This is a genomic window from Bradyrhizobium sp. McL0615, from assembly GCF_049993905.1.
In the GTDB taxonomy this organism is placed as follows: Bacteria; Pseudomonadota; Alphaproteobacteria; order Rhizobiales; family Xanthobacteraceae; genus Bradyrhizobium.
In genome coordinates, this window is the sequence record NZ_CP188254.1 from 6140486 (window position 1) to 6164836 (window position 24351).

The 24351-nt window shown below is 62.8% G+C and carries 22 protein-coding genes and 1 pseudogene; 15 read left to right on the plus strand and 8 right to left on the minus strand.

Features of this window, described 5'->3' with window-relative positions:
- Window positions 1-86 precede the first annotated feature (86 nt).
- Window positions 87-1355 carry a hypothetical protein gene (locus tag ACPPVP_RS29635; protein WP_426526979.1) on the minus strand — a complete coding sequence of 423 codons (1269 nt, stop codon included), beginning with the start codon at window positions 1353-1355 and terminating at the stop codon, window positions 87-89.
- 252 nt (window positions 1356-1607) lie between these two features.
- Here ACPPVP_RS29635 and thrS point away from each other — a divergent pair, with 252 nt between their 5' ends.
- Together thrS and ACPPVP_RS29645 are read left to right on the plus strand one after the other, a co-directional pair.
- Window positions 1608-3653 (plus strand): threonine--tRNA ligase, encoded by a 2046-nt coding sequence (gene thrS / locus ACPPVP_RS29640; protein WP_426526981.1) that lies wholly within the window; start codon window positions 1608-1610, stop codon window positions 3651-3653.
- A gap of 82 nt (window positions 3654-3735) precedes the next feature.
- Entirely contained in the window at window positions 3736-4299 is a 564-nt protein-coding gene (locus ACPPVP_RS29645) for a nitroreductase family protein (protein WP_426526983.1), read from the plus strand.
- 186 nt (window positions 4300-4485) lie between these two features.
- Here the strand turns inward: ACPPVP_RS29645 and ACPPVP_RS29650 are convergent, their stop codons facing one another.
- Window positions 4486-5571, minus strand: coding sequence for a hypothetical protein (locus tag ACPPVP_RS29650; protein WP_426538130.1), 1086 nt, complete (start codon window positions 5569-5571; stop codon window positions 4486-4488).
- Window positions 5572-5804: 233 nt separating this feature from the next.
- On the opposite strand from ACPPVP_RS29650, the gene ACPPVP_RS29655 reads away from it, so the two are divergent.
- Window positions 5805-6863 (plus strand): patatin-like phospholipase family protein, encoded by a 1059-nt coding sequence (locus tag ACPPVP_RS29655; protein ID WP_426526985.1) that lies wholly within the window; start codon window positions 5805-5807, stop codon window positions 6861-6863.
- A 302-nt stretch (window positions 6864-7165) separates the two neighbouring features.
- On the opposite strand, the gene ACPPVP_RS29660 is transcribed toward ACPPVP_RS29655, so the two are convergent.
- Entirely contained in the window at window positions 7166-7594 is a 429-nt protein-coding gene (locus ACPPVP_RS29660; protein WP_426526987.1) for a CBS domain-containing protein, read from the minus strand.
- A gap of 185 nt (window positions 7595-7779) precedes the next feature.
- On the minus strand, window positions 7780-8577 hold the full coding sequence (locus ACPPVP_RS29665) for a rhomboid family intramembrane serine protease (protein ID WP_426526989.1): 798 nt from the start codon (window positions 8575-8577) through the stop codon (window positions 7780-7782).
- A 581-nt stretch (window positions 8578-9158) separates the two neighbouring features.
- Here ACPPVP_RS29665 and ACPPVP_RS29670 point away from each other — a divergent pair.
- The 5 genes from ACPPVP_RS29670 (at window position 9159) to ACPPVP_RS29690 (ending at window position 12779) form a co-directional block, all read left to right on the plus strand.
- Entirely contained in the window at window positions 9159-9713 is a 555-nt protein-coding gene (locus ACPPVP_RS29670; RefSeq protein WP_426526991.1) for a PAS domain-containing protein, read from the plus strand.
- A gap of 232 nt (window positions 9714-9945) precedes the next feature.
- Window positions 9946-10725, plus strand: a complete 780-nt coding sequence (locus ACPPVP_RS29675; RefSeq protein WP_426526993.1) for a transporter substrate-binding domain-containing protein — start codon at window positions 9946-9948, stop codon at window positions 10723-10725.
- 22 nt (window positions 10726-10747) lie between these two features.
- Complete coding sequence (locus tag ACPPVP_RS29680; RefSeq protein WP_426526995.1) at window positions 10748-11410, plus strand: amino acid ABC transporter permease; 663 nt, start codon at window positions 10748-10750, stop codon at window positions 11408-11410.
- Window positions 11411-11413: 3 nt separating this feature from the next.
- Window positions 11414-12064: an amino acid ABC transporter permease gene (locus tag ACPPVP_RS29685; RefSeq protein WP_426526997.1), complete on the plus strand. Its 651-nt coding sequence runs from the start codon at window positions 11414-11416 to the stop codon at window positions 12062-12064.
- Entirely contained in the window at window positions 12051-12779 is a 729-nt protein-coding gene (locus tag ACPPVP_RS29690) for an amino acid ABC transporter ATP-binding protein (RefSeq protein ID WP_426526999.1), read from the plus strand. Before ACPPVP_RS29685 ends, ACPPVP_RS29690 begins: the two co-directional genes overlap by 14 nt.
- 170 nt (window positions 12780-12949) lie before the next feature.
- Here ACPPVP_RS29690 and ACPPVP_RS29695 read toward each other — a convergent pair whose 3' ends face one another.
- Window positions 12950-14209, minus strand: coding sequence for a dienelactone hydrolase family protein (locus ACPPVP_RS29695; RefSeq protein ID WP_426527001.1), 1260 nt, complete (start codon window positions 14207-14209; stop codon window positions 12950-12952).
- Between the two features lie 125 nt (window positions 14210-14334).
- Window positions 14335-14922 (minus strand): hypothetical protein, encoded by a 588-nt coding sequence (locus ACPPVP_RS29700; protein ID WP_426527003.1) that lies wholly within the window; start codon window positions 14920-14922, stop codon window positions 14335-14337.
- Window positions 14923-15070: 148 nt separating this feature from the next.
- Here ACPPVP_RS29700 and ACPPVP_RS29705 point away from each other — a divergent pair.
- Window positions 15071-15828 (plus strand): annotated as a pseudogene (locus ACPPVP_RS29705) (IS5 family transposase).
- A gap of 13 nt (window positions 15829-15841) precedes the next feature.
- Here ACPPVP_RS29705 and poxB read toward each other — a convergent pair.
- Together poxB and ACPPVP_RS29715 are read right to left on the minus strand one after the other, a co-directional pair.
- Window positions 15842-17578 (minus strand): ubiquinone-dependent pyruvate dehydrogenase, encoded by a 1737-nt coding sequence (poxB, locus tag ACPPVP_RS29710; protein ID WP_426527005.1) that lies wholly within the window; start codon window positions 17576-17578, stop codon window positions 15842-15844.
- 16 nt (window positions 17579-17594) lie between these two features.
- On the minus strand, window positions 17595-18368 hold the full coding sequence (locus ACPPVP_RS29715) for an enoyl-CoA hydratase-related protein (protein WP_426527007.1): 774 nt from the start codon (window positions 18366-18368) through the stop codon (window positions 17595-17597).
- Window positions 18369-18669: 301 nt separating this feature from the next.
- Between ACPPVP_RS29715 and ACPPVP_RS29720 the strand changes: the two genes are divergently transcribed.
- From ACPPVP_RS29720 to ACPPVP_RS29745, 6 genes are all read left to right on the plus strand, one after another.
- Window positions 18670-19626: an acyl-CoA desaturase gene (locus ACPPVP_RS29720; RefSeq protein ID WP_426527009.1), complete on the plus strand. Its 957-nt coding sequence runs from the start codon at window positions 18670-18672 to the stop codon at window positions 19624-19626.
- Between the two features lie 123 nt (window positions 19627-19749).
- Complete coding sequence (locus ACPPVP_RS29725) at window positions 19750-20367, plus strand: PilZ domain-containing protein (protein ID WP_426527011.1); 618 nt, start codon at window positions 19750-19752, stop codon at window positions 20365-20367.
- Window positions 20368-20697: 330 nt separating this feature from the next.
- The gene (locus ACPPVP_RS29730) at window positions 20698-21327 is read left to right on the plus strand and encodes a transglutaminase-like cysteine peptidase (protein WP_426527013.1); all 630 of its coding nucleotides are present in this window, start codon (window positions 20698-20700) and stop codon (window positions 21325-21327) included.
- Window positions 21328-21440: 113 nt separating this feature from the next.
- Window positions 21441-22439, plus strand: coding sequence for an alpha/beta hydrolase family protein (locus ACPPVP_RS29735; protein ID WP_426527015.1), 999 nt, complete (start codon window positions 21441-21443; stop codon window positions 22437-22439).
- A gap of 135 nt (window positions 22440-22574) precedes the next feature.
- A complete protein-coding gene (locus ACPPVP_RS29740) occupies window positions 22575-23462 on the plus strand; it encodes an alpha/beta hydrolase (RefSeq protein ID WP_426527017.1) in 888 nt (295 codons plus the stop codon).
- Window positions 23463-23606: 144 nt separating this feature from the next.
- Window positions 23607-24104, plus strand: coding sequence for a hypothetical protein (locus tag ACPPVP_RS29745; protein WP_426527019.1), 498 nt, complete (start codon window positions 23607-23609; stop codon window positions 24102-24104).
- Window positions 24105-24351 lie beyond the last annotated feature (247 nt).

Genomic DNA, 24351 nt, shown 5'->3' on the forward strand with positions numbered 1-24351 from the left:
CGGTTCACGTCGCGCGTATAACAGCCGCTGCTTTTAATGCAACTGCATGCAATTGCATGCCCGGTTGTCTATTCCGCATCTTGCGCTCATTTCGGCGGAGTTGCGGGAGTCGTAGGCAGCGCCGGAATTGCCGGAGCAGGTTTGATGTTGAGACTGGATGACGCCGCCGCAGGCCGGGCAGTGTTGGCCGGACACGACGATAGGAGCTGCGTCCATGATGCGCCGAGGCCAAGCGTATCGATATCGAACGTCGCCAGGGTCGTCTTGCCCTCCGCGCTGAGGGTGCCCTCGCCCATCTGCAGGCGCGAGGCCGCCAGCATCGCCTGCATGGCATCGGGCGCGACGACATCGCTCCACACTTCGTATTTGCCGACGCGCGCGGGATATTTTCCGAAGGCGACCGATTTATCCGAACCTGCCATCAGCATCATCGTCTTGAGCGCGCCACCGGCCTGATCGGACTCCCGCACGAACATCAGCCGGGCGCGATCCTTGTTCTCGCAGAACAGCCGCCACTCCATCGTTCGAAACGCGGTGCCATCGCCCTGTTTTGCCACCGCCATCTTGCGGACGTATGGGCGCGACGCGGCTTCGAGTGTCCACGGCGTTTCGGGCAAGGGTCGTGTATCGATGCCGAAGCGATAGAGCTCAGTGCGTGTGAGGACATGCAGGCTTTCGAATTTCACGGTCTTGATGAGATCATCCAGCTCACGGCTGATGCCCATGGAAACGACGAAGGCGGCACGCTCCTGATCGGCCCTCGCCATGCTGCGTTGCTTGAACTCGGCAATCTGCTGGGCCGAGAACGGCCCGCGGGCGAGCAGCGTCAGTCTGGAGTTATGCACGGCGACCACGGCATCGGGCGCGACCTCGCGGGTCGTAGCGCCGAGAAACAGATAGCCGCAGGCGGAGTTGCACATGGCGTTGCGGGTCGTAAGCTCGGCCTCGACCTCTCCGCCTGCCGCCTTGACCTTGAGGCAGGCCGCGTCGATCTGCGTTCCTCCGGCGCAGGCGGTTGCGATGGTGCGTCCGATCCGGGCCACGGCCTTCCGACTGCGCAGCAGGCGGGCGATGACATAGGACGGCCTGACCGAGCCGCCCGGCGAATGAAAATAGATCGGCCGCTTGCTGTCCTTGACGTCGCGCAGGAAGCGGCTGACGCGCGCGGCCGCGCCCTCATCGACCTGGCCTTCGATCGCGATCCAGCGATCGCAACCCGGACCGCACGCATTGGCCGGGCCCTTGGCATTGTAGATGATCAGCCTGGGTGCAAATCCGGCCTTTTCGGCCGGCGTTTCGGCACGCACCTCGCCGTGAGCCAGCAGCAGGGCTGCGAGAAGGAGAAGGCGAAGCATCATGACCGGCAGGGATCAGCGGTGTACGGAAGCACTGGCGCGGGCCAAAGCTAAACAATGCCTGACGAAGCCGCAACCCTTGGCTGGCGCCCTCAGGCGGTGCAGCAACGATCAGACTGAGGCCATCAACTGTAAGCAGGATTTGACCTGAATTTCTCGATATTGCCCGATTGCAGGAGCCGAATCCCCTGCTATACCGCTGCTTCCCGCTTACCTGCGCTCGTTCGCAGGAGTGAGCTTCAGGAGAATGACATGTCTGACCAGAACCCGCCCGCATCCGGATTCCAGTTCGGCCTTGCTAATTTGAAACCGGCCGAGCCCTTGGAAAAAATCACCCTCACCTTCCCGGACGGCGCGAAGCGCGAATATCCCAGAGACATCACCGGACTCGACCTCGCCAAGGGCATCTCGCCGTCGCTGGCCAAGCGCACGGTAGCGATGGCGCTGGATGGCGTGGTCGCCGACCTCAACGATCCGATCTCGGCCGATGCGAAGATCGAACTCATCAACCGCGACGACGCGCGCGCGCTGGAGCTGATCCGGCATGACTGCGCGCATGTGCTGGCGGAAGCCGTGCAGTCGCTGTGGCCGGGCACGCAGGTTACGATCGGCCCGGTGATCGAGAACGGCTTCTATTACGACTTCTTCCGCAATGAGCCGTTCACGCCGGAGGATTTCGCCGCGATCGAAAAGCGGATGCGCGAGATCATCGCGCGCGACAAGCCCTTCACCAAGCAGGTGTGGGACCGCGAGAAGACCAAACAGGTATTCCGCGACAAGGGCGAGGCTTTCAAGGTCGAGCTTGTCGACGCCATTCCCGGCAACGAGCCCATCAAAATCTATTTCCAGGGCGACTGGTTCGACCTCTGCCGCGGCCCGCATATGTCTTCGACCGGCAAGATCGGCAGCGCCTTCAAGCTGATGAAGGTGGCGGGCGCCTATTGGCGCGGCGACAGCAACAACCCGATGCTGACGCGCATCTACGGCACGGCGTTCGCCAAGCAGGAAGAGCTGGACGCTTACCTCAAGCAGATCGAGGAAGCCGAGAAGCGCGACCACCGCAAGCTCGGCCGCGAGCTCGACCTGTTCCACTTCCAGGAAGAAGGCCCCGGCGTGGTGTTCTGGCACCCGAAGGGCTGGACCATCTTCCAGGCGCTGATCGCCTATATGCGCCGCCGCCTGACCGGCGACTACAGCGAGGTCAATGCGCCGCAGATCCTCGACAAGGTGTTGTGGGAAACGTCCGGCCACTGGGACTGGTACCGCGAGAACATGTTCGCGGCGCAATCGGCCGGCGACGAGGCTGAGGACAAGCGCTGGTTTGCGCTCAAGCCGATGAACTGCCCGGGCCATGTGCAGATCTTCAAGCATGGCCTGAAGAGCTACCGCGACCTGCCCTTGCGGCTTGCCGAATTCGGCGTGGTACATCGCTACGAACCGTCGGGCGCCATGCACGGCCTGATGCGCGTCCGCGGCTTTACCCAGGACGACGCGCACGTGTTCTGCACCGAGGCCCAGCTTGCCGACGAGTGTCTCAAGATCAACGAGCTGATCCTGTCGACCTATGCTGACTTCGGCTTCGACGGCGAACTCACGGTCAAACTCTCGACCCGGCCGGAGAAGCGCGTCGGCACCGACGAGGCGTGGGACCACGCCGAGCGCGTGATGGCGACCGTGCTGGCGGAAATCCAGGCCAGCGGCAGCAACCGCATCAAGACCGCGATCAACCCCGGCGAAGGCGCGTTCTACGGTCCGAAGTTCGAATATGTGCTGCGCGACGCCATCGGCCGCGACTGGCAATGCGGCACCACGCAGGTCGACTTCAACCTGCCGGAACGTTTTGGCGCGTTCTACATCGATGCGGACGGCTCGAAGAAGACGCCGGTCATGGTGCATCGCGCGATCTGCGGCTCGATGGAGCGCTTCATCGGCATCCTGATCGAGCACTTCGCCGGCAATTTCCCGCTCTGGCTGGCGCCGACGCAGGTCGTGGTCACGACGATCACCTCCGAAGGCGACGAATACGCCAAGGTGGTGGCCGCCGCCGCGCGGCGTGCCGGCCTGCGCGTCGAGATCGACCTGCGCAACGAGAAGATCAACTACAAGGTCCGCGAGCACTCGCTGGCGAAAATCCCTGCGCTTCTCGTCGTCGGCAAGAAGGAAGCCGAAAGCCATTCGGTCTCGATCCGCCGCCTCGGCAGCGATGGGCAGAAGGTGATGCCGACCGACGAGGCAATCGCCGCGCTGGTCGAGGAAGCGACTCCACCGGATGTGAAGCGGGAGCGGTCGGCGGCCTGATCATAATCGGTCTAAATCCGCTTCCGCTGGACAGGCTGTGCCACTATCTCTGGCACAGCCATTTCCGACGAAAGAGCCCCTTGTGCCTGATGCCATTGAACTCCTGAAGATCCGCCGCTCCGTCAAACCGCGCGAGATGAGCGGCCCCGGCCCTACCGCGGGCGAACTCGACACTATCCTGACCATTGGCGCGCGGGTGCCGGACCACGGCAAGCTGACGCCGTGGCGCTTCATCGTGTTCGAGGGCGACGCCCGGGCGCGGGCCGGCGATGTCATCGCGCAGGTGTTTGCGAAGAAGAATCCGTCAGCTCCGGCCGCCGATATCGAGATGGAGAAGCGCCGGCTGATGGACGCGCCGCTGGTGATCGCGGTGGTCAGCTTTACCCGGCCCCACCCGAAGGTGCCGGCCTGGGAGCAGGAATTGTCCGCCGGCGCCAGCGCGATGAACATCGTCACCGCCGCCACCGCGCTCGGCTATGGCGCCAACTGGCTGACCGGCTGGTTTGCCTTCGACCGCGACGTGCTCGACGGGTTCGGATTGAAGGCGGATGAAAGGCTCGCCGGCTTCATCCATATCGGCACGCCGGCAAAGCCTGCCGAGGATCGCCCCCGGCCGGCGCTGTCCGAGATCGTCACGCGGTTTTGAAACCGACACGCCACGGTCGACGCCGGGCTTGATGAGGTCGTGTGGTGGCTTGGGACGACCGCCGCCCCCGCATCCCCGGACGCAAGCGACGTGACTGCTACGAGCCGGAACCGTTTCTACTTTGCATGGGGTTGTTTTGCGTTTTTGTCCGGGCGGCGCTGCGGTGTCCGCCAACCCATCCCGCTTCTAGCGCGCGATCACCTCGACCTCGCCGTCGACGCCGTTGACGACGTTGAAGGGCCGCTCGAACACCTTGCCTTCGTTCTTGGCAATCGCGCGGTATTCGCCTTCGGACAGCACGACGCGCGGAAACGCACCGATCGATTCCTTGATGACGTCGCCGCCCGGCGTGATCACCGACCATGCGGTGTTGGCGAGCGCCTCGCCGCCCCGGTCGCTGACCAGCTTTAGCGTGATCACCGCCGCGCGGTGGCTGACGGTCACGTCCGTCAGCTTGCCGGCCTGGACGCGGATGTCAGAGCGCACGACCGAGTTGGCGTCGCCATAGTTGGAAATGATGTAGTACGTCCCCTCCGGCAACAGCGCGACATCGCCTGCGGGGACGTTGGGCACCAGCGAGGAACGCTGCTCTGCGCCGGCGCCGCCTTCGAACTGGCTGCCCTTGTAGAGCGCGAACGAAATCTGGTTCGGCGGAATCTTGCTGGAGCCGACGCGGCCTTCGATGCGCAGTCCGCCGGCGGGAAGCACGAAGGCCACCCGATCGGTCTCGGCTTTCAGGTTAATCGCCCGCACCGCACTGACCAGGCCGAGGGCGACGTGGACGACGTAACTGCCGGGCGGCAGCACGATATTCGGGGTCGCGCCGCGCTCCTCGCGGAGCAGCTTGAACGTGCCGGTGTCGTCGGGCTTGTCGGCGAACACCCGCCACACTAGCCCGCCATTGATGACCGGCATATCCTTGCCGTAGCGCGCCGTCAGCGACAGCACCCCCTGAGTCGGAACAGCGACCGCAGGCGGCGCAGCCGGCGGGGCCGTTACGATCGACGGCGGCACGATGGTGGGCTGGTTTAGCGGCGCCGGAACCGTCGGGATCGTTCCCGTACCCGACGGCGGCGCCAGGTTCATGGATGGCGCGGTCTGGACATCCGGAACCGCGGCCGGCGGCACCGGCGGCGGGCGGTCCGAGAACATCTGGGCCGAGACAGGGGCCGGCAGCAGCGCAGCCAATGCCAGCATCAAGGCAAGCGCCAGCCCCGGGAAAGGCCATCCGCCCCGCCCGAATCCAACGATACCGTTACCGCCCGAGATCATGACCATGCTTTTCACTGAAAACGCGGCAAATTCAAGCCTCCGGAGCAGAACTTCGGCCGGCGGCAGTGGCGGAACCGGCTCCGGCACCCAATGTTAATGCTGCGGTCGTGGTCCAGTCACATTGCCTGCCTAGGCCGCTTTCGCCGGGCATAAACCATGCAGGCGGATGGGAATCGACTGTTCTGGCGCGGCCGCGCCGCGGCGAATATCGTAGAAGCCGCAGGAGAGTTTGCGTGTTGGATAGCTGGATGGGGCGCGGCCAAAAGGGCTCCGATGCCCAGGATAAGGTAGGGCTCGGCAGCATCCGCCGGCCGGTGATCGGGCTCGCGCTGGGCGGCGGCGCCGCGCGCGGCTTTGCTCATATCGGCATCATCAGGACGCTGGTAGCCCATGGAATCATTCCCAACGTCGTGGTGGGAACGTCGATCGGCGCCGTGGTCGGCGGCGCCTATGCCTCCGGACATCTCGATGCGGTGGAAGACTGGGCACGCAGCCTGCAGCCGCGAAGCGTCTTCTCCTATCTCGACATCCGCCTGAACGGCTCCGGCCTGATCGGCGGCGCCAAGCTTGCGGCCGAAATCGAGGCTGCGATGGGCCACAACCTGATCGAAGACCTGCCGGTGAAGTTTGCCACCGTCGCGACCGAAGTGCGCACCGGCCACGAGATCTGGCTGACCCATGGCCCGATGGTGGACGCGATGCGCGCCTCCTACGCATTGCCCGGAATATTTTCGCCCGTGCTGGTCGGCGACCGCTGGCTGGTCGACGGCGCCCTGGTCAATCCGGTGCCGGTGTCGGCGGCTCGCGCGCTCGGCGCTGAGATCGTCATCGCCGCCAATCTTTCCAGCGACGTCTTCACGCACTCCACGACGATCTATTCCCACGGCCCGACATCAGGCGTTTCGGTATCGGTGATGCCGGAAGCGCTGCCCGAAGCCGAACCGCGCAAGCGCGGTATCGGAAAATTCTTCTCCGCCGAGCGCACCATGAAGCGCGAGTTCTTCGGCGGCGGGGGGCGGCCGGGCATCTCCTCGGTCATGGTCGATGCCTTCAACATCATGCAGGATCGCATCACCCGCGCACGGCTGGCCGGCGATCCGCCTGACCTGCTCATTTCTCCCCGCGTCGGCAAGATCGGCTGGTTCGATTTTCATCGCGCCGACGACCTGATCGCCCATGGCGTAAAGGCGGCCGAACGCGCCATCGAATCGATCCAGGAGGCAATCCACATTCTGGCGCCGCCGCCGGCGGGCGACGCCGAACCGGCAGTCGAAAAAGCCGATAAGGAATAGTGGAGCGGGGTTACCGCCGGCCGCGCGATCCGCTTTCGGTCGGACAAACCTGCGTAGCGCCTTCGAAGGTGCAATGGGTAGACGGCGGCTCTCCGCAGACCTGAGTCAATTGCCCAGGCGAGACACATTGATTGTTCCTGGCGCGCCAACCCGGCCCACCTTTGCAGCCGCATCCGTGGCACATGCAGGCAGACGCAGATTCGCGCGCAGACGCCGGTTGGCTCGCAGAAATGACAGTCAGAGCCGACAGCAAGGCAATGCCGGAAATGAAGATCTCGGTCCTCATTTCAGCAAACGCATCGTCAGGCCGTCTTGATGTAGTCGCGCAGCGCTTCCTGCTCGGTCTCGTATTCATGGACGCGGCGCTTGACGATGTCGCCGATCGAAATCAGGCCCACCACCTTGCCGTCCTCGACCACGGGCAAATGGCGGAACTTGCCGATCGTCATCATTTCCATGATGCCAGCCACGGTGTCGGACTCGCGGCAGCTCACGACCTTGCGCGTCATGACCGCGCTGACGGGCTCCTCGAGCACCCTGGCGCCGCGCTCCCCCAACACGCGGACAATATCGCGCTCGGAAAGGATACCCTCGAGGCGGCCCTCGCTCATGACCAACACGGCGCCGATCTTGCGTTCGCCAAGGATCTTGACCGCCGCCGAAAGCTTGGCGTCCGGCTCGACGCTCAAGATCTGATGGCCCTTGGTGTCGAGAATTGAACGTACCGTCATTGTCGCCTCCTGAATCCGTTCGTGCCCCCGAGAGCCCGACTTGTTCGCGAGTCTTCAATCAACAGTTCCGCGCCGGTTTCGTTTCATGGCGCGGTTTGCGCGGCCGTCATGCGCGGCAGCAGCTTTGGCTTGCGTTACAACTTATGCGGATGATGAATGAAATCGCCCCTCGCCGCAAGCGGCGATCAGACGCGGCCGGGTTCGTCCGGCGATGAAACATCCGACGCATGCGGCGTCGCACGCGGCACCGGATCGAACAGCGCAAACAACATCAGGCCGGCGAGAAATCCGCCGATATGCGCCTGCCAGGCGACGCTGGCGCCTTCGGTGCCGATCGAAATGGCCCCCAGCCCGAAGATGATGTTGACGCCGAACCATACCGCCAGGAATCCGAGCACACGCGGGTTGCGCAACGCCCGGGCCAGCGACAGCGCTGGAACCTTCGCCGCGGCATCCGCATCGCCCCTGCTGAACGAAAGAAAACTACCCTGCACGAAGGCGAAGCGGATGGCGGCGGCCATCGCGCCGGATACCGAGGCCGAGGCGCCGATCATCGGCGCGATGGCGTGCTCATGGGTGACGAGATGCGCCAGCGCGCCCGCCGCGGCCGTCACCGCCATGAATGCGAAAAACCTGACAGGACCGAACCGGCGCGCCAGCGCGCTGCCGAACGGCAACAGCCAAAGCACGTTGAAGCCAATATGGCTGAGATTGGCATGCAGCAGGGAATAGGTGACGAAGGTCCACACCTTGGCGCCCGCCCCGCCGGGAAAGGTGATGTTGAGCAGCGTCGAATCGTAGCGCTTCGGAATGAAACCGAACACATCGATGGTCCAGTTCTCCAGGTCCACCGGCAGCAGCACCCGCAAATGAATCACTGCGATCAGCACGACATAGGCCGTCAGCGCACCCGGCAGCGTCAGGATCGGCTCGTGCGGGGCGTCCGGCGGCTCGACCGGGGATGAGTAATACTGGGATTCCAAAGGCCAGGACCTTGCTGGGCGGCTTCGAGGGATATGGGTCCAGATAGGCGGCTTTGCCCGCCCTGTGCAAGTGCACAATCGGGGTTCTGGACGACCTGTTCGTGTTCAGGACGCCCTGCAGCATCAACCCATAGTTCCGGGCTCTGCGGCGCACCGCCAGGACAACCCGTCCAGGACAAGATGTCGATGCCGAAAGAACAAAAAGAAAAAGGGAGGATGCTGAGAACATCCTCCCTTGTCTTGCTGATCTTCTCGCGCCCCTGGAGCCTAGGATCACATCCCCACCCCTCCCCGCGCGACGATCAAACTGTTTGACGCCACCTGTGTACCAACTGCACCGAGAACCTTTTCAGATAATCCGGCGCCGTCCGATGCGTTCCACACTACGCACGCCGTCCCGCCTTCGCCAACCTCATAGTTAATTTAACGTTAACAACGCAAAGCCGCGGCTCGCGCGGCCAAATCGCGTTCCCGGCATGGACGCTGCAAAGCCTGTCCTGCACAACAGTCAAGGGAAGGCGTGTTGCGCAAAAGCGGGACAGAAGTGTCTCGCCTAAGGCAACCCGGGGCGAGGATTAGTCATGAAACACCCATCGAGCCGCGAGTTCTTCGCCTATTGGGATGCGAAGCGCGGCGATGCGCGGGCGCCGGACCGCAGTGAGATCGAACCCGGCGCGGTGCGCGAACTGCTCGGCGACATCTTTGTGCTGTCTTACGACAGCGACGCCGGCTACCCGTTTCGCGTCGCCGGAACGCGGGTCAGCGCCCTGCTCGGCCGCGACGTCAAAGACACGAGCTTCTCCGCGCTGTTCGCGGCGGACAGCCGCCGCGAGATCGAAGACATCGTCACCTACGTCGCAGAGGAAATGCTGCCGGCGATTGCCGGCATCACCGCGACGTCCGACGACGGCACGACGGCGCATCTCGAGTTGCTGCTGCTGCCATTCAACAACCGCGCCCATGCGCCGATCAGCCTGACCGGCGTGTTGGCGCCGTTCGAAGGCGACCTCGGCACCATCAGGGATTTCAAGGTGACCTCGTGGCGCTATTTGCACCGGCCGCAAAAGCTCGTTCCGCGCGCCCTGCGCAAGCTCGCCATCGCGCGCGGCTTCATGGTGTATGAAGGCCTGCGGTAATCACGAACCGGCGGGTCCAACGAACGCTGCAGCACAGCGCATGGTCGCGTGACCATGCTCGAAAACGACCCACAAAAAGCCTCTAATAACAGCACCACCGAGCATTGCCTAAATGCGAGGCGTCAGGCAGGGTCGAAGCACGACGTGGAGCCGGGCCACATCAGCGGAATGATACGCACCGAGAGGAAAATCTCGGAGGCGTTTGTTCGCCGTAACCTCGGAGATTCCTAGAATGCCTTTCAAGAAACTGTTGCTTGCCGCCGCATTTGCCACTGCCGCGGTGGCGACGCAGGCCCATGCCGACGCCCTCGATTCCATCATGAAGTCGAAGGTGATCAAGATCGCGGTGCCGCAGGATTTTGCGCCGTTCGGCTCCGCCGGCCTCGATCTCAAGCCGCAGGGTTACGACATCGACATGGCCAACCTGATCGGCAAGGAACTCGGGGTTAAGACCGAGATCATTCCGGTGAGCAGCGCCAACCGCGTTCCCTATCTGCAGACCAACAAGGCTGACCTCGTGATCTCCAGCCTCGGCAAGAACGAGGAGCGCGAAAAGGTCATCGACTTCTCGATCGCCTATGCGCCGTTCTTCTCCGGCGTGTTCGGCACCAAGGCGATCGCCGTGGCCAGCGCGACCGACCTCAAGGGCAAGACCATCGGCGCCACCCGCGGTGCGATCGAGGAACAGGCGCTGACGGCTTCCGCCCCGCCGGACGCGACCGTCAAGCGTTTTGAGGACAACAACGCCACCATCGCCGCCTTCGTGTCCGGCCAGGTTGACTTGATCGCCACCGGCAACACGGTGGCCGCCGCGATCGCCGAAAAGGTCCCGGCCCGCGCGCCGACGCTGAAATTCGTGATCAAGGACAGCCCCTGTTATGTCGGGCTCAACAAGAACGAGCCGGCGCTGCTCGCCAAGGTCAACGAGATCATCACCAAGGCGAAGGCGTCGGGTGAGATCGGAAAACTGTCTGAGAAGTGGCTGAAAGCGCCCTTGCCGCCCGGGTTCTGAACGGAACGCCGGAGCGCCCGCAGTGTCCTACAAACTGCAATTCGCCGAACTGCTGCCCTACTGGAACGTGCTCCTGCAGGGCCTGATCTTCACGATCGTGCTGACGGTGGTCTCGACGGTGGCCGGCATCGCGGTCGGCACCGCCGGCGCCTCGGCGCGCACCTTCGGACCCGTTTGGCTCGGCCGCGTCGTTGCGGTCTACGTCGAATTGATCCGCAACACGCCGTTCATCGTGCAGTTGTTCTTCATCTTCTTCGGCCTGCCGGCGCTCGGGCTGAAACTCAGCGAAACCACTGCCGCCTTCCTCGCCATGGTGATCAACCTCGGCGCCTACTCGACCGAGATCATCCGCGCCGGCATCGAGGCGGTACCCAAAGGCCATATCGAGGCCGGCCTCAGCCTCGCCATGACGAAATGGGAGGTGCTGCGGCGCATCGTGCTCAACCAGGCGTTCCGAAAAATCTATCCGGCGCTGTCGTCGCAGATCATCATCGTCATGCTGGGTTCGGCGGTGGTGTCGCAGATCTCGGCGGAGGACCTGACCTACGCCGCGAACTTCGTGGCGTCGCGCAACTTCCGAAATTTCGAAGTCTATCTGCTGGCGGCGCTGGCCTATCTCGTGCTGGCGATGCTGACGCGTGCGCTGCTGCGCGCGCTCGGCCGCGTCATCTTCAAGGCGAGGTGAGCCATGCTGCAGTTCAGCTTCTGGGACATCCTGTCGAATCTTCTCATCGCCACGCAGTGGACGATCGTGCTGTCGCTGATCGCATTCCTGTTCGGCGGCATCGTAGGCCTGGTCCTGTTGTTCATGCGCACCTCGCAGATCCCGGCTCTGGAATGGTTCACCAAGGTCTACATCGAGTTCTTCCAGGGCACGCCGCTGTTGATGCAGCTCTTTCTGTTTTTCTTCGGCATCGCGCTGTTCGGCATCGAGGTTAGCCCATGGACGGCGGCGACGCTGGCGCTGACGTTCTGGACCAGCGCATTCCTGACCGAGATCTGGCGCGGCTGCGTCGAGTCGATCCCGAAGGGCCAGTGGGAGGCGTCCTCCAGCCTGGCGCTCAGCTACATCGAGCAGATGCGCTACGTCATCCTGCCGCAGGCCTCGCGCATCGCGATCGCACCCACCGTCGGCTTCTCCGTGCAGGTCATCAAGGGCACGGCGCTCGCCTCGATCATCGGCTTTGTCGAGCTGACCAAGGCCGGCACCATGCTCAACAACGCCACCTTCCGGCCGTTCCTGGTCTACTCGCTGGTCGCGCTGATCTATTTCTGCCTCTGCTTCCCGCTGTCCTGGTGGGCGAAGAAAATCGAAGGACGCCTCAATGTCGCTCGTTAGCATTCGTGACGTCAGGAAGAGTTTTGGTGCGAACGAGGTGCTGAAAGGCGTCTCGCTCGACATCGCCAAGGGCGACGTGGTCGCCATCATCGGCCGCTCCGGCTCGGGCAAGAGCACCCTGCTCCGCTGCATCAATGGACTGGAGAACTACCAGTCCGGCACCATCACGGCCGACGGCATCGAAGTCGGCGGCTTGGCCACCAATCTGCGCGAACTGCGCCGCCATGTCGGCATGGTGTTCCAGCAATTCAACCTGTTTCCGCATCTGACGGCGGCCGAGAACGTCATGCTGGCGCCGACCGTTGTCAACAAGGTGTCGAAGGCGGAAGCCCGCGCCACCGCCGCCGAGGTGCTGGCCAAGGTGGGACTATCGGAAAAGATGGACGCCTATCCGAGCGAACTCTCCGGCGGCCAGCAGCAGCGCGTCGCCATCGCCCGCTCGCTCGCGATGCGGCCGAAGGTATTGCTCTGCGACGAGATCACGTCCGCGCTCGACCCGGAGCTGGTGAATGAAGTGCTCCGCGTGGTCGAGCAATTGGCGCGCGAAGGCATGACGCTCATTCTGGTCACGCACGAAATGCGCTTCGCCCGCGACGTCGGCACCAAGCTGGTCTTCATGCACCACGGCAAGGTGCATGAAGAAGGCGTCCCGAAGGAGGTATTCGCCGCACCCCGAACGCCAGAGCTGCAGCAGTTCGTCGGCCAGGTCAGCTGAGCTGGGGCGTGAACCCATAAATCTACCGGGCGGGCGGCTTGTCAGGTCCGCTATGCGAAGATAGCGGACGAAATTTCGGATCTCACCGAAACGACGCTGTGTGCCAAAAGCAGAAGATCGGATCAATCACATGAACCGGCAATGTGTTTGGGCCCAAGCACGTCGTGTGTTCAGTGTCCACGGGAAAGTGAGTTGAGGTAGTCGCCGATTGGGCCTGCCCAGAGATCAGGATAGTGAATAACGTTGTGGCCCACGTCGCTGGGCACATCGAACTCGATGAATTTCCCTTGGCCGCGGGCTTTTTCGAAGGCCGCAAAGTTTTTCCTGCTGTGGTCAATCGAGTAATAAATGTCACCCTGGCCGTAGAGCCAGATCGTTGGTTGGTCGTAGCGCGCACCACGCTCGAAGAGTATTTGATTGACTAATTCAGAGCCAGGAGACTTTTCGCCGAACCACCCGCCCACAAAATTGATGACACCCAAAGTTTGCTCGGGATGCATTCCTGCATAGGCGATGGACAGCACGCCGCCGCGCGACTGTCCGCCGATCAGAACAGGACCGGGACCAACGTCCTGCCGGCGACGAAGGACGGCAATGGCCGCATTCACATCGGTCAATGCGCGATCCGCACCGCTCACCGCTCTGTCGGTATCGCCGAAGCTGTTGCGCTCTTCTTCATACAGCCCATCGGATTTTCCGCGACCCTGACGCTGCGGAAAAGCAACGAGCCATCCTTGCTTATTGAGAAAATCGGCAACTTCGAGCGAGACCCACGTTTGCTTGACAAGTCCAGGTGTCGCATTTCTACCAATTGAGCCGTGATTGAACACCGCGAGGGGAAACGGCCCCGGCCCGGGAGGCTTGAAAATGACCGTCTCCAGCCTGATTGGATTGCCATGTTCGAGCAAATCCGTTTGGAGCAATTCGGATGTACCGCGGGACCAGGCAATAACTGCATCGGGCCGGACCAGGGCAGCCAGATCGGTTCTGCTCATCGTCGTACTTGCGATCCTGCCGCCCTTGAAAAAGGCGTTCAACTGCCCATCGTCATCCATATCGTACGTCGCAGTGAACATCGGCGCTCTAACGGTAAGAGTTCGCCCAGACACAGCCGCGTCCAATCGCCACCACCTCGCGCGCACCCCGGAGTATAGGTTGTCAGCCTCCGCATAAACAACGCCGACCGCGCCATCTTCGGCGATGCGTTCGACCAGCAGGATATGCTTGAGGCCGCCGTTCCAGGCGCCGACCCACACGCCGGCCCAACGCCACTGCAACGCCGATGCCGATGCCGGCACAGAAGCTACGGTGACGTCGGAGGGAAGCGGCACACCTTCTATGTTGAGATCAGGGCCCGGCGTAGCCCGCGCCGCCAACGGCCAAGCGACCGCCGCACGGCCTGCAAGCCTGAGAAACTCGCGCCTTCTCATATTGCCTCCCAAGTCTCGCTTGAGCAGGAAGGAAATTTACCTTTGCGATAGGCTTAGGGCAATACACTCGCAATAGTCGTCACGCTCGATAGCCGCGCCAGGTCATTCGCGACCAGTGCAGAAACTCAAGACAGCGTGACGTTATCGAGGAATGGCTGCCAGGACAGCGCTTCCCTGTTGGCCTTGTCAAATTGTCCATCCTCCAAAAGCTTGCCGACACATCTGAAGTATTCACAAAGGAATGACGCATCCGGCAATTGGTAGACGTGCTGATCGGGAGCCCACAAATGAAATTTCCTGGCGGAGCTTAATACTGACGTGATCGCCGGCTTGAGATCATCCAGATTGTCCGGCCATCCCGATGACGGGGTCCGAATTTTGAGGCTATCTGAAAGGCTGCGAAATTTGACGCCGAGACTCCGGAACTCGGATGCTTTCTTCTCGTCCGACTTCCGGTTCAACCATTCCAATGAGACGCCAAGTACGATCCCTGTCCAAAAGACCAGCGCAAATCTAAACCAGCGCTGTTGGCCCAGTGCGAGAAGATTATCAAAAACGGTCGTGGCCGCGGCGTTACGAAAAACCGTCGTGGCCGTACCGCCAGGATCGGAGAACACATTTTCCTCCAACCATTGTTTGGGCATAGACGCGATCAGCGGGATCAGCAGAAGACCCCAAATTCCAAACAGAAACTGTTTGAGCCATTTGGACATGGAGCCTTACTGTCTAGCCCATATCAACAACCATCCAGCCGATTAAGGGTTGCGTGGGATACACAGCCTAGGACCGATCGACATTCAGGATTCCCAAGTGGTTTGATCGCTGATTCATAGAGTTCCGTGATTCGACACGGAGCAGATGATGGCGGCGAAGCGATATGAGCTGACCGAGGTGCAATGGGCGAGGATCTCGCCACTGCTGCCGGGGAAAGCTGGCGACCCGGGACGTACGGCTGCGGATAATCGTCTGTTCGTCAACGGATGTCTGTGGGTTTTGCGATCGGGGGCACACTGGAGCGATCTGCCAGAGCGGTACGGCAAGTGGAAAACGGTGCACCAGCGCTTCAGTCGCTGGTGCCATGCTGGCGTCTGGGAGCGCGTATTCGCTGCTCTGACCGCCGATCGCGACAACCATTACCTGATGATCGACAGCACCATCATTCGCGCCCACCAGCAGGCGGCGAGCGGAAAAGGGGGGCCAAAGATCAGGCGCTGGGGCGTTCCCGAGGCGGACTGACTACCAAGATCCACATGCTGGCCGATGCCCTGGGCCGTCCGCTCCGCTTTATCGTCACGGCTGGGCAGGTCAATGACATCACCCAGGCGCCCGCCCTGCTGAATGGCCAGAGCGGCGATGCCGTGCTCGCCGACAAAGCCTATGACAGCAATGCCCTGCGTGCGATCATCGCGGAAATCGGCGCAACAGCGGTGATCCCGTCAAACCGCACCCGCAGGATCATCATTCCGCACGACGCCGACGCCTACAAACAGCGCAACCGTATCGAGCGCTGCTTCTGCCAACTCAAACACTTCCGACGCTTGGCAACCCGTTACGACAGGCGAGCCACCAACTTTACCGGCTTCATCCATCTCGCTGCCGCAATAATCTGGATGCAATGAATGTCGATCGGTCCTAGCGCGAAAGCAGATTGGTCTTGGCCACGTCGATGACCTCGTCGCCGCGGCCGCTCATCACGGCGCGAAGCACCCAGAGACTGAAGCCCTTGATCTGCTCGGCCGTGATCGTCGGCGGCATCGACAACTCCTGCGTCGCGGTCACGACATCGAGGACGGCGGGACCGTCATGGGCCAGCACGTCGCGGATCGCGTTTGAGAGTTCGCCCGGATCCTCGACCCGCACCGCATGAATGCCCATGGCCCGCGCCATCGCGGCGAAATCGGGATTCTTCAGATCGACACCGGTCTCGATGAAGCCGGAGGCCTTCATCTCCATCGCCACGAACCCGAGCACGCCGTTGTTGAAGATCACGATCTTTACCGGCAGCTTCATCTGCGTCAGCGTGATCAGGTCGCCCATCAGCATGGCAAACCCGCCATCGCCCGACATCGAGATCACCTGCCGCCCCTTTTGCGCGGCCTGCGCGCCGATGGCGTGCGCCATGGCGTTGGCCATGGAACCGTGGACCCAGGAGCCGATCAGGCGCCGGCGGCCGTTCATGGCGAGATAGCGCGCCGCCCAGATGGTCGGCGTACCGACATCGGCCGTGAACACCGCATCCTCGGACGCCTGCTCGCTCAGGAGCCGCGCCAGATATTGCGGATGGATCGGCTTCTGTCCGGGCGTACCCTGCGCCAATTCGTCGAGCCCGGCGCGGGCCTTCTTGTAGTGGGCCAGGCTGTCGTCGAGATGCCTGCGCTCCGTCTTCGCCTTCAGTTTCGGCTGCAGCGCGCCAATGGTGGCGCCGACGTCGCCGACAAGACCAAGGTCGAGCTTGCAACGGCGGCCGAGATTTTCCGGGCGGATGTCGACCTGCGCGATCTTCGCGTCCGCCGGCAGAAACTGCTTGTAGGGAAAGTCAGTGCCCAACATCAACAGCACGTCGCACGCATGCATCGCAGCATAGCCGGACGAGAAACCGATAAAGCCGGTCATGCCGACGTCGTAAGGATTGTCGAACTCGACATGCTCCTTGCCGCCGAGCGCATGCACGATCGGACTCTTCAACGTCTCGGCAAGCCGCATCAGGCCATCATGCGCGCCGGCACAGCCGCGGCCACAGAACAGCGTGACCCGCTTGGCGCCGTTGAGGAGTTTGGCCAGGGCCTCCAGTTCGCCTTCGGCCGGCTGGACAATGGGTGCCGCCGGAAGCAGCCCGGCATTCGGCGAGATGCCGCGCTTCGGCGCTGATCGCAACGCAACGTCGCCGGGGATGACGATGACAGCGACGCCGCGTTTCCCCACGGCCGCGCGAATGGCGTTTTCCAGGACGTAAGGCAATTGCGCCGGATCGGAAACCAGCTCGCAATAGTGGCTGCATTCCCGGAAAAGCTCCTGCGGATGCGTCTCCTGAAAATAGCCGCCGCCGATTTCGGAGGACGGAATCTGCGCGGCAATGGCGAGCACCGGCGTGCGGCTGCGATGCGCATCGAACAGGCCGTTGATGAGATGCAGATTGCCGGGTCCGCACGAGCCTGCGCAGACGGCAAGCTCGCCGGTAATCTGCGCTTCGGCCGCGGCGGCGAAGGCTGCGACCTCTTCATGCCGGACGTGAATCCAGTCGATCGCCTTTCGCTTGCGCAGCGCATCGGTGAGGCCGTTCAGGCTGTCGCCGACCACGCCGAAGATGCGCTTGACGCCGGCCTGGGCCAGCGTCTCTGCGACAAGGTCCGCGACATTATCGATCTTCATGTTGCACGATCCTTTCTCAGCGACCGGTGAACACCGCCGCACGTTTCTCCAGGAAGGCGTTGCGGCCCTCCACCGCGTCGGCGCTGAGACGGATTTGCGCCTGCGTTTCAATCTCGCGGCGGAACTGATCGGCATAGCTGGCGTGTTCGCTTTCGTCGATCAGGCGGCGCGTCGCGACCAGGGCGCGTGTCGGGCCGCTTGCGAGCTTGCGCGCCAGCGCAAGCGCGCCGTCGCGAAGTGCGGTATCGTCGAAGACGTCGCGGACCAGTCCCCACTCCCTGGCCTGATCGGCCGTGAGCGGCTCGTTGGTCATCATCAATTCGAGCGCGCGCTGCCGGCCGACGAGGCGCGGCAACAGCCAGGTCGAACCGAGATCGGGGACCAGCGCGATGCGGCTGAACACCTGAATGAAGCGCGCCGAACGCGCGGCAACGATCATGTCGCCCGCCATCGCAAGGCTGAACCCGCCGCCCGCCGCCACGCCGTTGACGGCGACCACGATCGGGACGCGGCATTCGCGCAGCGCCTTGAACGTCGGCCAGTAATACTTCATCACGCCGGCCGCGATGTCGTCGCCGAGGATCTGCGCGGCCTTGAGGTTCTGGCCCGAGCAAAAGCCACGGCCGGCGCCGGTCAATACCAGCGCCCTCACCCGCGGATCATCGTTGATCTCGCCGATGGCGGTCGCGAGATCGCCCAACAGATCGGGCGTCATCGCGTTCAGCGTCTCAGGCTCATCCAGCGTCAGCACCCCGACGCTGTCATCGCGTTCCCGCGTCACTCCCGGCATTTCGCAACTCCATTCGCAGGCATTTTTGGCCGGCCCGGCCGGGCGCGAGAGTACCCCTAATGCCACCGCGCGCAACAATCGCCTCGCGCAGGCTTGATCGAAATTGCCGTTCCGAGCGCAGAAGCAACCGCTCCTACGGTGCGCGGCAGAGTCGCGCGGCGTAATGCGTCCATACGTTCGACCATACGGCCGCGCCGTGATGATCAGCTTCACCGTTCGCATTGCTATCCCTGCGAATTGACATACAGGCTAGGCGGGCGCAACTTCCGACAGCAACTTCGACGGGAGCGAAGCGAGTCGCATGAAGCTGATGTCCGGCTCGGAACGCATTTTCGCGAATGACGAAACTGATCCACTCGACGGCAAGGTGCGCTGGTGCCCGTCGAAGTCGCTCTGGATCGGAACGATGACTTTCCTGGCCATCACCCTCGGGCCAGTGTTTCTCACCTGGAGCGCCCTCCTCCTCTTCATTGTGACCAGCGGCGTGACGCTTTGCTTCGGACACTCCGTCGGCATGCATCGGCGCCTCATCCATTCCAGTTTCGACTGCCCGCTATGGCTCGAACATTTCTGCGTGTATCTCGGCACGCTGGTGGGAATGGCCGGTCCGCACGGAATGATCCGATTGCACGACTTCCGCGACTGGGCACAGCGCCAGTCGCAATGCCACGATTATTCCTGCCACCGCTCAGGCCTTTGGCGCGATGCATGGTGGCAACTGCATTGCAGGCTTGTGTTGAAGCACCCGCCGGCGTTCCGGCTCGAACCGCGGCTTGCGAACGACCGCTTTTACACATTCGTCGAACGAACGTGGATGTGGCAGCAATTGCCCTGGGCGATCCTGTTCTTCGTCGTCGGCGGCTGGAGCTGGCTGGTCTGGGGCATCTTCGTCCGGGTCAGCGTCTGCGTGACCGGCCACTGGCTGGTCGGCCATTTCTCCCACCGAAGGGGCGGCCAGAGCTGGATCATCGATGGCGTGGCTGCCCAGGGCTATAATGTCAGGCTCGCCGGACTGATCAGCATGGGCGAAAGCTGGCACAACAACCATCACGCCTTCCCGGGCTCGGCAAAGATGGGCATCTTCCCGGGCCAGATCGATCTTGGTTGGTGGCTGATCAGGACATTCGAGACAATCGGCCTCGCAACCAATGTCAAGACGCCGGACAACCTCCCGCCACGGCCGGGATTGCGGCGGTTGGTAGGCGCGAACAACACTGAGGCCCTCGTTCCCGGCGGCCACTCCCGAGCAAGATCGTGAGTTCCGCCGCGACTGCGGGCCGCGTGGTTGCTAACACTTCATGCAACGGCCGATAACACATCGTTAACCCTGTCGGCCTTAGGGTCATCGTGACGCCGAAGGACCGGCTGTCTGGTGGCGAAGATGTCGTTTGCGCAAAAGAAAACAACCACTGTACCGTCCGCCGAGGAGCGACGGCGCTTTCAGCGTGTCAAAGTCCACCTGCTCGGCCGCTATATGCTGCCGGATCGCCGCGAATTTCCTTGCCAGATTATTAACATGTCGCCGGGCGGACTGGCCCTGCTGGCGCCCGGCATCGGCAATGTCGGCGACCGCGTGATCGCTTATCTCGACCATATCGGCCGGGTCGAGGGCAAAATCACCCGCATCATCGACAACGGCTTTGCCATGACGGTCGGCGCCACCGCGCGCAAGCGCGACAAGCTGGCCGCCCAGCTTACCTGGCTGGCCAACCGCGATATCCTCAATCTGCCGGAAGACCGCCGCCACGACCGTATCGTGCCGCGCAACCCGATCGCGCTGCTCACGCTCGAGGACGGCAGCAAGATGACCTGCCGCATCATCGACCTGTCGCTGTCGGGCGCTGCGATTGCCGCGGAAAACCGTCCGCCGCTGAAATCGCTGGTCATGCTGGGCAAGGTGCAGTCCCGCGTGGTGCGAAACCTCGAGGAAGGCTTCGCGCTCGAGTTCGTCCACGAGCAGGTCGGCGAGGCGCTCGAAGAAGCGGTTACCGCGCGGTAAAGCGCCAGCCGGCGAAAATCCCTGTTTTCCATCCTTAACAGGCGGTATCCGCACCCACGGATACCGCCTTTGCCATACCCGGGGCCTGCAAAACGCGGTTAACGCGGCGGGCTTTCGCGCCCTGATTTGCCACTGGCGCAGCGTCGCAGACCTTAATGTGTAAAATTTGAATCAATTGCAGTTGTTTCAAATTTTAGTCGAATTCGATTCAAGTATAAATCGAATTAGCCGCTAGCTTTACTAGTATTCGCGTCAAATGTACTTGCCTGACTTAGCTGCGGCGCAAATCCTTTGTGCGAAACATGGTCCCAACAAGAAACGGGGGCGACCATGTTGTTCAGGGGACAGGGGAAGGGACTGGCGGTCATCGCCGTCCTGATGGGGTTAAACGCTTCAATGAGCGTCCAGGCGAAAGCCGGCGACGCTCTCTATGCCAGCCTTGGCGAGACCGCGCGTTCGCCGATCGGCTGGGTCGAATTCTGCGCCGAGAATGCGAGCGAATGCCGCGGCGGCACCTCTCAGCCGCGCGACATCGTGATGTCGCAGACGGCGTGGCGGGATTTGCTGCGGGTCAACAAGTGGGTCAACGAGACCGTCAAGCCGATCACCGACATGGAGCATTGGGGTGTGATCGAGAAATGGTCGTTGCCGACGGACGGATACGGTGACTGCGAGGACTATGTGCTTCTGAAGCGCAAGATGCTGATCGACGCCGGGTGGCCGCGCGAAGCGCTGCTGATCACGGTGGTGCGCGACAAGAAGGGCGAAGGCCACGCGGTGCTGACGGTGAAGACAGACAAGGGCGAGTTCGTTCTCGACAACCAGAACGAAAACGTCCTGGCCTGGACCGAGACCGGCTACCGCTTCGTCAAGCGTCAGTCGCAGAGCGATCCCAATGTGTGGGTCTCGCTCGGTGACAGCCGCCCGGCGGTCGCCACCGCCTCGTCACGCGATCGATAACGAACAAAAGGATTTTACGAACCCGCGAGCCGGTCACATCCCCACCCCTCCCCGTCCCAGACCGGTTCGCGCGCGGCCACCCTTCCCCCAAAGGGTGGCCGCACCTTTTTTGGATGTTGCTGGGCGTGCCAGCCCGCAGCCCGCATGGGGCTTTTTCAGCGATCCATTTGCCAGGCGCCGTCAAGGCTCCCCGAGCACCCCTTCAATTTTTCCGGAGCTACTTGACCTCAAGGCGGATTTCGATCGCTAATTGTTGCGTGATTAGATTTCCAGTCCTTGCCAACCTGCCGACCACCCCCTTCTCCGGTACCGATGTGGTTCAGGGTATTGAACCGTCTTCATCCGATGGCGACGGTCCGGGAAGAGTGCGAGTAGAGGTCGACGGCAAGCCTGACGTTCTCGCCTTCTATGGCGCCGCGCCGGAAGGTGCATCTGCCGACCCGCTGATCTTTCTGCGCGGTGATGCCGTGGAGAAGCGCGATAATGCGGTCGTGGCCAACGAATGGTACGTTGCAACGACGGCCTACGACGTGCAGGCGGTGGCCGAACAACTGAGCGCCAGCTTCGTGCGCCCCTACATCCGCCTGGCGCGTCCGGGTATCCTGGGTTCTTCGGGTCACCATCTCGACCGGCGACGGCCGCGCGAAATCGCGCTGGTCGACATGGCGCTCACCCGGCTCAAGGCGCATTTCGGCTGGCGTCGTCTCAATCTCGTCGGCCAATCGGGCGGCGGCCATCTCGTGGCCGCGCTGATCGCGCGCCGCGCCGATATCGGTTGCGCGGTGATCTCTTCGGGAAACACGGCGGTGGCGCTGCGAAACCGCGAGAACGGCTGGACGGCCGACATCACCGGACACGCCGATTTCTTTGACCCGATCGATCATGTTGCCGAGGTAACGCGCCACCCCCCGGAAAAAATCATCGTGCTGACCGACCCGCACGACCAGCGGGTGTCGGCGTCGGTGCAGACCGCCTATGTCGAGGCATTGCGCCGGGTCGGCGTCGCGGTGGACCATCGCTTCCTGCCGGCATCGGGCAAGCTCCGGCATGACCTGCAACTGCCGGGAATTTTGGCAGCCTTCACTTGGCTGGCGAACGATCGCCAAACGTAATCGGCAGCACCGCCCGAAGTCGATTTGCCGCACCGGCTTGCCGCCGGCTGAGCGATCGGCGGTTTCCCCGTCAATACTTTTGCACCGCACGAACAGTGTGCGAAGATGATCGGCCTCTACCTGGGAGATCACCCCTTGGCTCACAGCGAGATCGACGCCATCCGCACACTGCTGGGCTCGAAGCCGCGGCCGGTCGGCTGGTCGGAACGACGTGAACGCCTCGACGAGGTCGGATCGACCTGGCCGGTGGCGCCGGACGTTCGATGCGAGGCTGTCGATTGCGATGGCGTCACCGGCGAATGGTCGATCGCACCCGGCAGCGAGCCTTCGTGCGCGCTGTTGTATTTCCACGGCGGCGGATATTGCTCCGGCTCGATCGTAAGCCACCGCCGCCTGGTGACGGAGGCCGGGCGCGCGGCACGCAGCCGCACGCTTGCGATCGACTATCGGCTTGCCCCCGAACATCCCTACCCCGCCGCGCATGAAGACGCGCTCACCGCGTGGCGCTTCCTGCGCCGGCAAGGCATTGCGGCGAAGAGTATCGCTGTCGGAGGCGACAGCGCCGGGGGCAACCTGACGCTCGGGCTGATCAACCGGCTGCGCGCGGCGGGAGAGGAATTGCCGGCCTGCGCCTGGCTGATTTCGCCGTGGACCGACCTCACCATGTCGGGCAGCACGCTCGCGACCAAGGACGCGGTCGATCCGCTGATCCACAAAGCCTATCTCGATGAACTTGCGGATGCCTATGCGCCGCCATCCATCGATCGCCGCGATCCGCTGATCTCGCCCCTGTTTGTCGATCTGGCGGGCTTTCCGCCGATCCTGGTTCAGGTCGGATCGGCCGAGACATTGCTCGCGGACGCGACGCGGCTTGCCGAGGCCGCCGGCGCGGCCGATGTCGATGTGACGCTGCAAATCTGGCCGCACATGATCCATGCCTGGCCGGTTTGGAATGCTAACCTTCAGGATGGCCGGCGTGCGCTGGTGTCTGCCGGCCAGTTCATCCGGGCGCATATCCGTTAGCCTCAGGGGCCATCCCTGCCGCAGAAACCCTGATCTCGGGATTCTGCCCGCAGTTTCCGCGACTTCCGGGTAAATCGCGGGTTTTAGCCCCAGCGCGCCTGTGCTATTTTGGAACTTTAGAATCACGTCCGGATTTGAATTCGTATGATCGAACACGCCCCCCGGAGTGCCAGCCCCATCGCGCGTTTCGGCGGGCAGCCGATTGCGATCGCCGCAGCAGCCCTCGTCATTGTTGTGCTTGGCGTAAGCTCCATCACCCTCTGGCGCAGCTATACCGGCAATGCCCCCGAGACCGATCGCGTGGTCGCGACCCGGCAGTTGCAGGCCCGCGCCGCGCAGGCGTCCGAACAACTGGTCGAGAAGACCAAGGGTCTGGAGGCGACGCAGCAGGAGTCGATCGATCAGTTGCAAATGGTGCAGGACCAGCTGCAGACCGTACGCCGCCTGCTCGCCACGCAGCAGACCGACAGCAAGAAGCTTTCCGAGCAGGTCGGAACGCTGACGGAAGCGGTCGAGGGCTTGCGGCAATCCTTTGCCAGCGCCCAGGCCTCCGAACCCTCCGCCTCTCCCGCGCCGCGCAAGCGGTCAGCCAAGGCAAAGCCCCGGAGCGCGAACCGCAGCCGCGCCAAGGCGCGCGGCTGATCGGTCTGGACGGCGCCTCGTGATCAAGTCCCGTTCAGCGGGCTGACACGCGGCCAGCCGAAATTGCGCGTTGATCAGTACCTTGCCTGTCGAGCCGCCTCACAACCACCGTCATTGCAGGTACCTTGGACGGCGGCCCGATCAGGCCGCTGCACCATGCGACCGGGCAACGGGATATTTTCCACCGTTACGGCACGCCTTGCCGCAACTTTTTTCCGCCTTTGTGAACTGGTTCACACATCCCCGT

Bases quoted from the DNA above. Each gene is read 5' to 3' on its own strand.
- poxB (WP_426527005.1), bottom strand. From the start codon at position 17,578: ATGAAGATCGATAATGTCGCGGACCTTGTCGCAGAGACGCTGGCCCAG.
- ACPPVP_RS29660 (WP_426526987.1), bottom strand. From the start codon at position 7,594: ATGACGGTACGTTCAATTCTCGACACCAAGGGCCATCAGATCTTGAGC.
- ACPPVP_RS29700 (WP_426527003.1), bottom strand. From the start codon at position 14,922: ATGTCCAAATGGCTCAAACAGTTTCTGTTTGGAATTTGGGGTCTTCTG.
- thrS (WP_426526981.1), top strand. From the start codon at position 1,608: ATGTCTGACCAGAACCCGCCCGCATCCGGATTCCAGTTCGGCCTTGCT.
- ACPPVP_RS29720 (WP_426527009.1), top strand. From the start codon at position 18,670: ATGAAGCTGATGTCCGGCTCGGAACGCATTTTCGCGAATGACGAAACT.
- ACPPVP_RS29735 (WP_426527015.1), top strand. From the start codon at position 21,441: ATGTTGCTGGGCGTGCCAGCCCGCAGCCCGCATGGGGCTTTTTCAGCG.
- ACPPVP_RS29690 (WP_426526999.1), top strand. From the start codon at position 12,051: ATGTCGCTCGTTAGCATTCGTGACGTCAGGAAGAGTTTTGGTGCGAAC.
- ACPPVP_RS29670 (WP_426526991.1), top strand. From the start codon at position 9,159: ATGAAACACCCATCGAGCCGCGAGTTCTTCGCCTATTGGGATGCGAAG.
- ACPPVP_RS29745 (WP_426527019.1), top strand. From the start codon at position 23,607: ATGATCGAACACGCCCCCCGGAGTGCCAGCCCCATCGCGCGTTTCGGC.
- ACPPVP_RS29635 (WP_426526979.1), bottom strand. From the start codon at position 1,355: ATGCTTCGCCTTCTCCTTCTCGCAGCCCTGCTGCTGGCTCACGGCGAG.
- ACPPVP_RS29725 (WP_426527011.1), top strand. From the start codon at position 19,750: ATGTCGTTTGCGCAAAAGAAAACAACCACTGTACCGTCCGCCGAGGAG.
- ACPPVP_RS29650 (WP_426538130.1), bottom strand. From the start codon at position 5,571: ATGATCTCGGGCGGTAACGGTATCGTTGGATTCGGGCGGGGCGGATGG.
- ACPPVP_RS29730 (WP_426527013.1), top strand. From the start codon at position 20,698: ATGTTGTTCAGGGGACAGGGGAAGGGACTGGCGGTCATCGCCGTCCTG.
- ACPPVP_RS29675 (WP_426526993.1), top strand. From the start codon at position 9,946: ATGCCTTTCAAGAAACTGTTGCTTGCCGCCGCATTTGCCACTGCCGCG.
- ACPPVP_RS29695 (WP_426527001.1), bottom strand. From the start codon at position 14,209: ATGAGAAGGCGCGAGTTTCTCAGGCTTGCAGGCCGTGCGGCGGTCGCT.
- ACPPVP_RS29685 (WP_426526997.1), top strand. From the start codon at position 11,414: ATGCTGCAGTTCAGCTTCTGGGACATCCTGTCGAATCTTCTCATCGCC.
- ACPPVP_RS29715 (WP_426527007.1), bottom strand. From the start codon at position 18,368: ATGCCGGGAGTGACGCGGGAACGCGATGACAGCGTCGGGGTGCTGACG.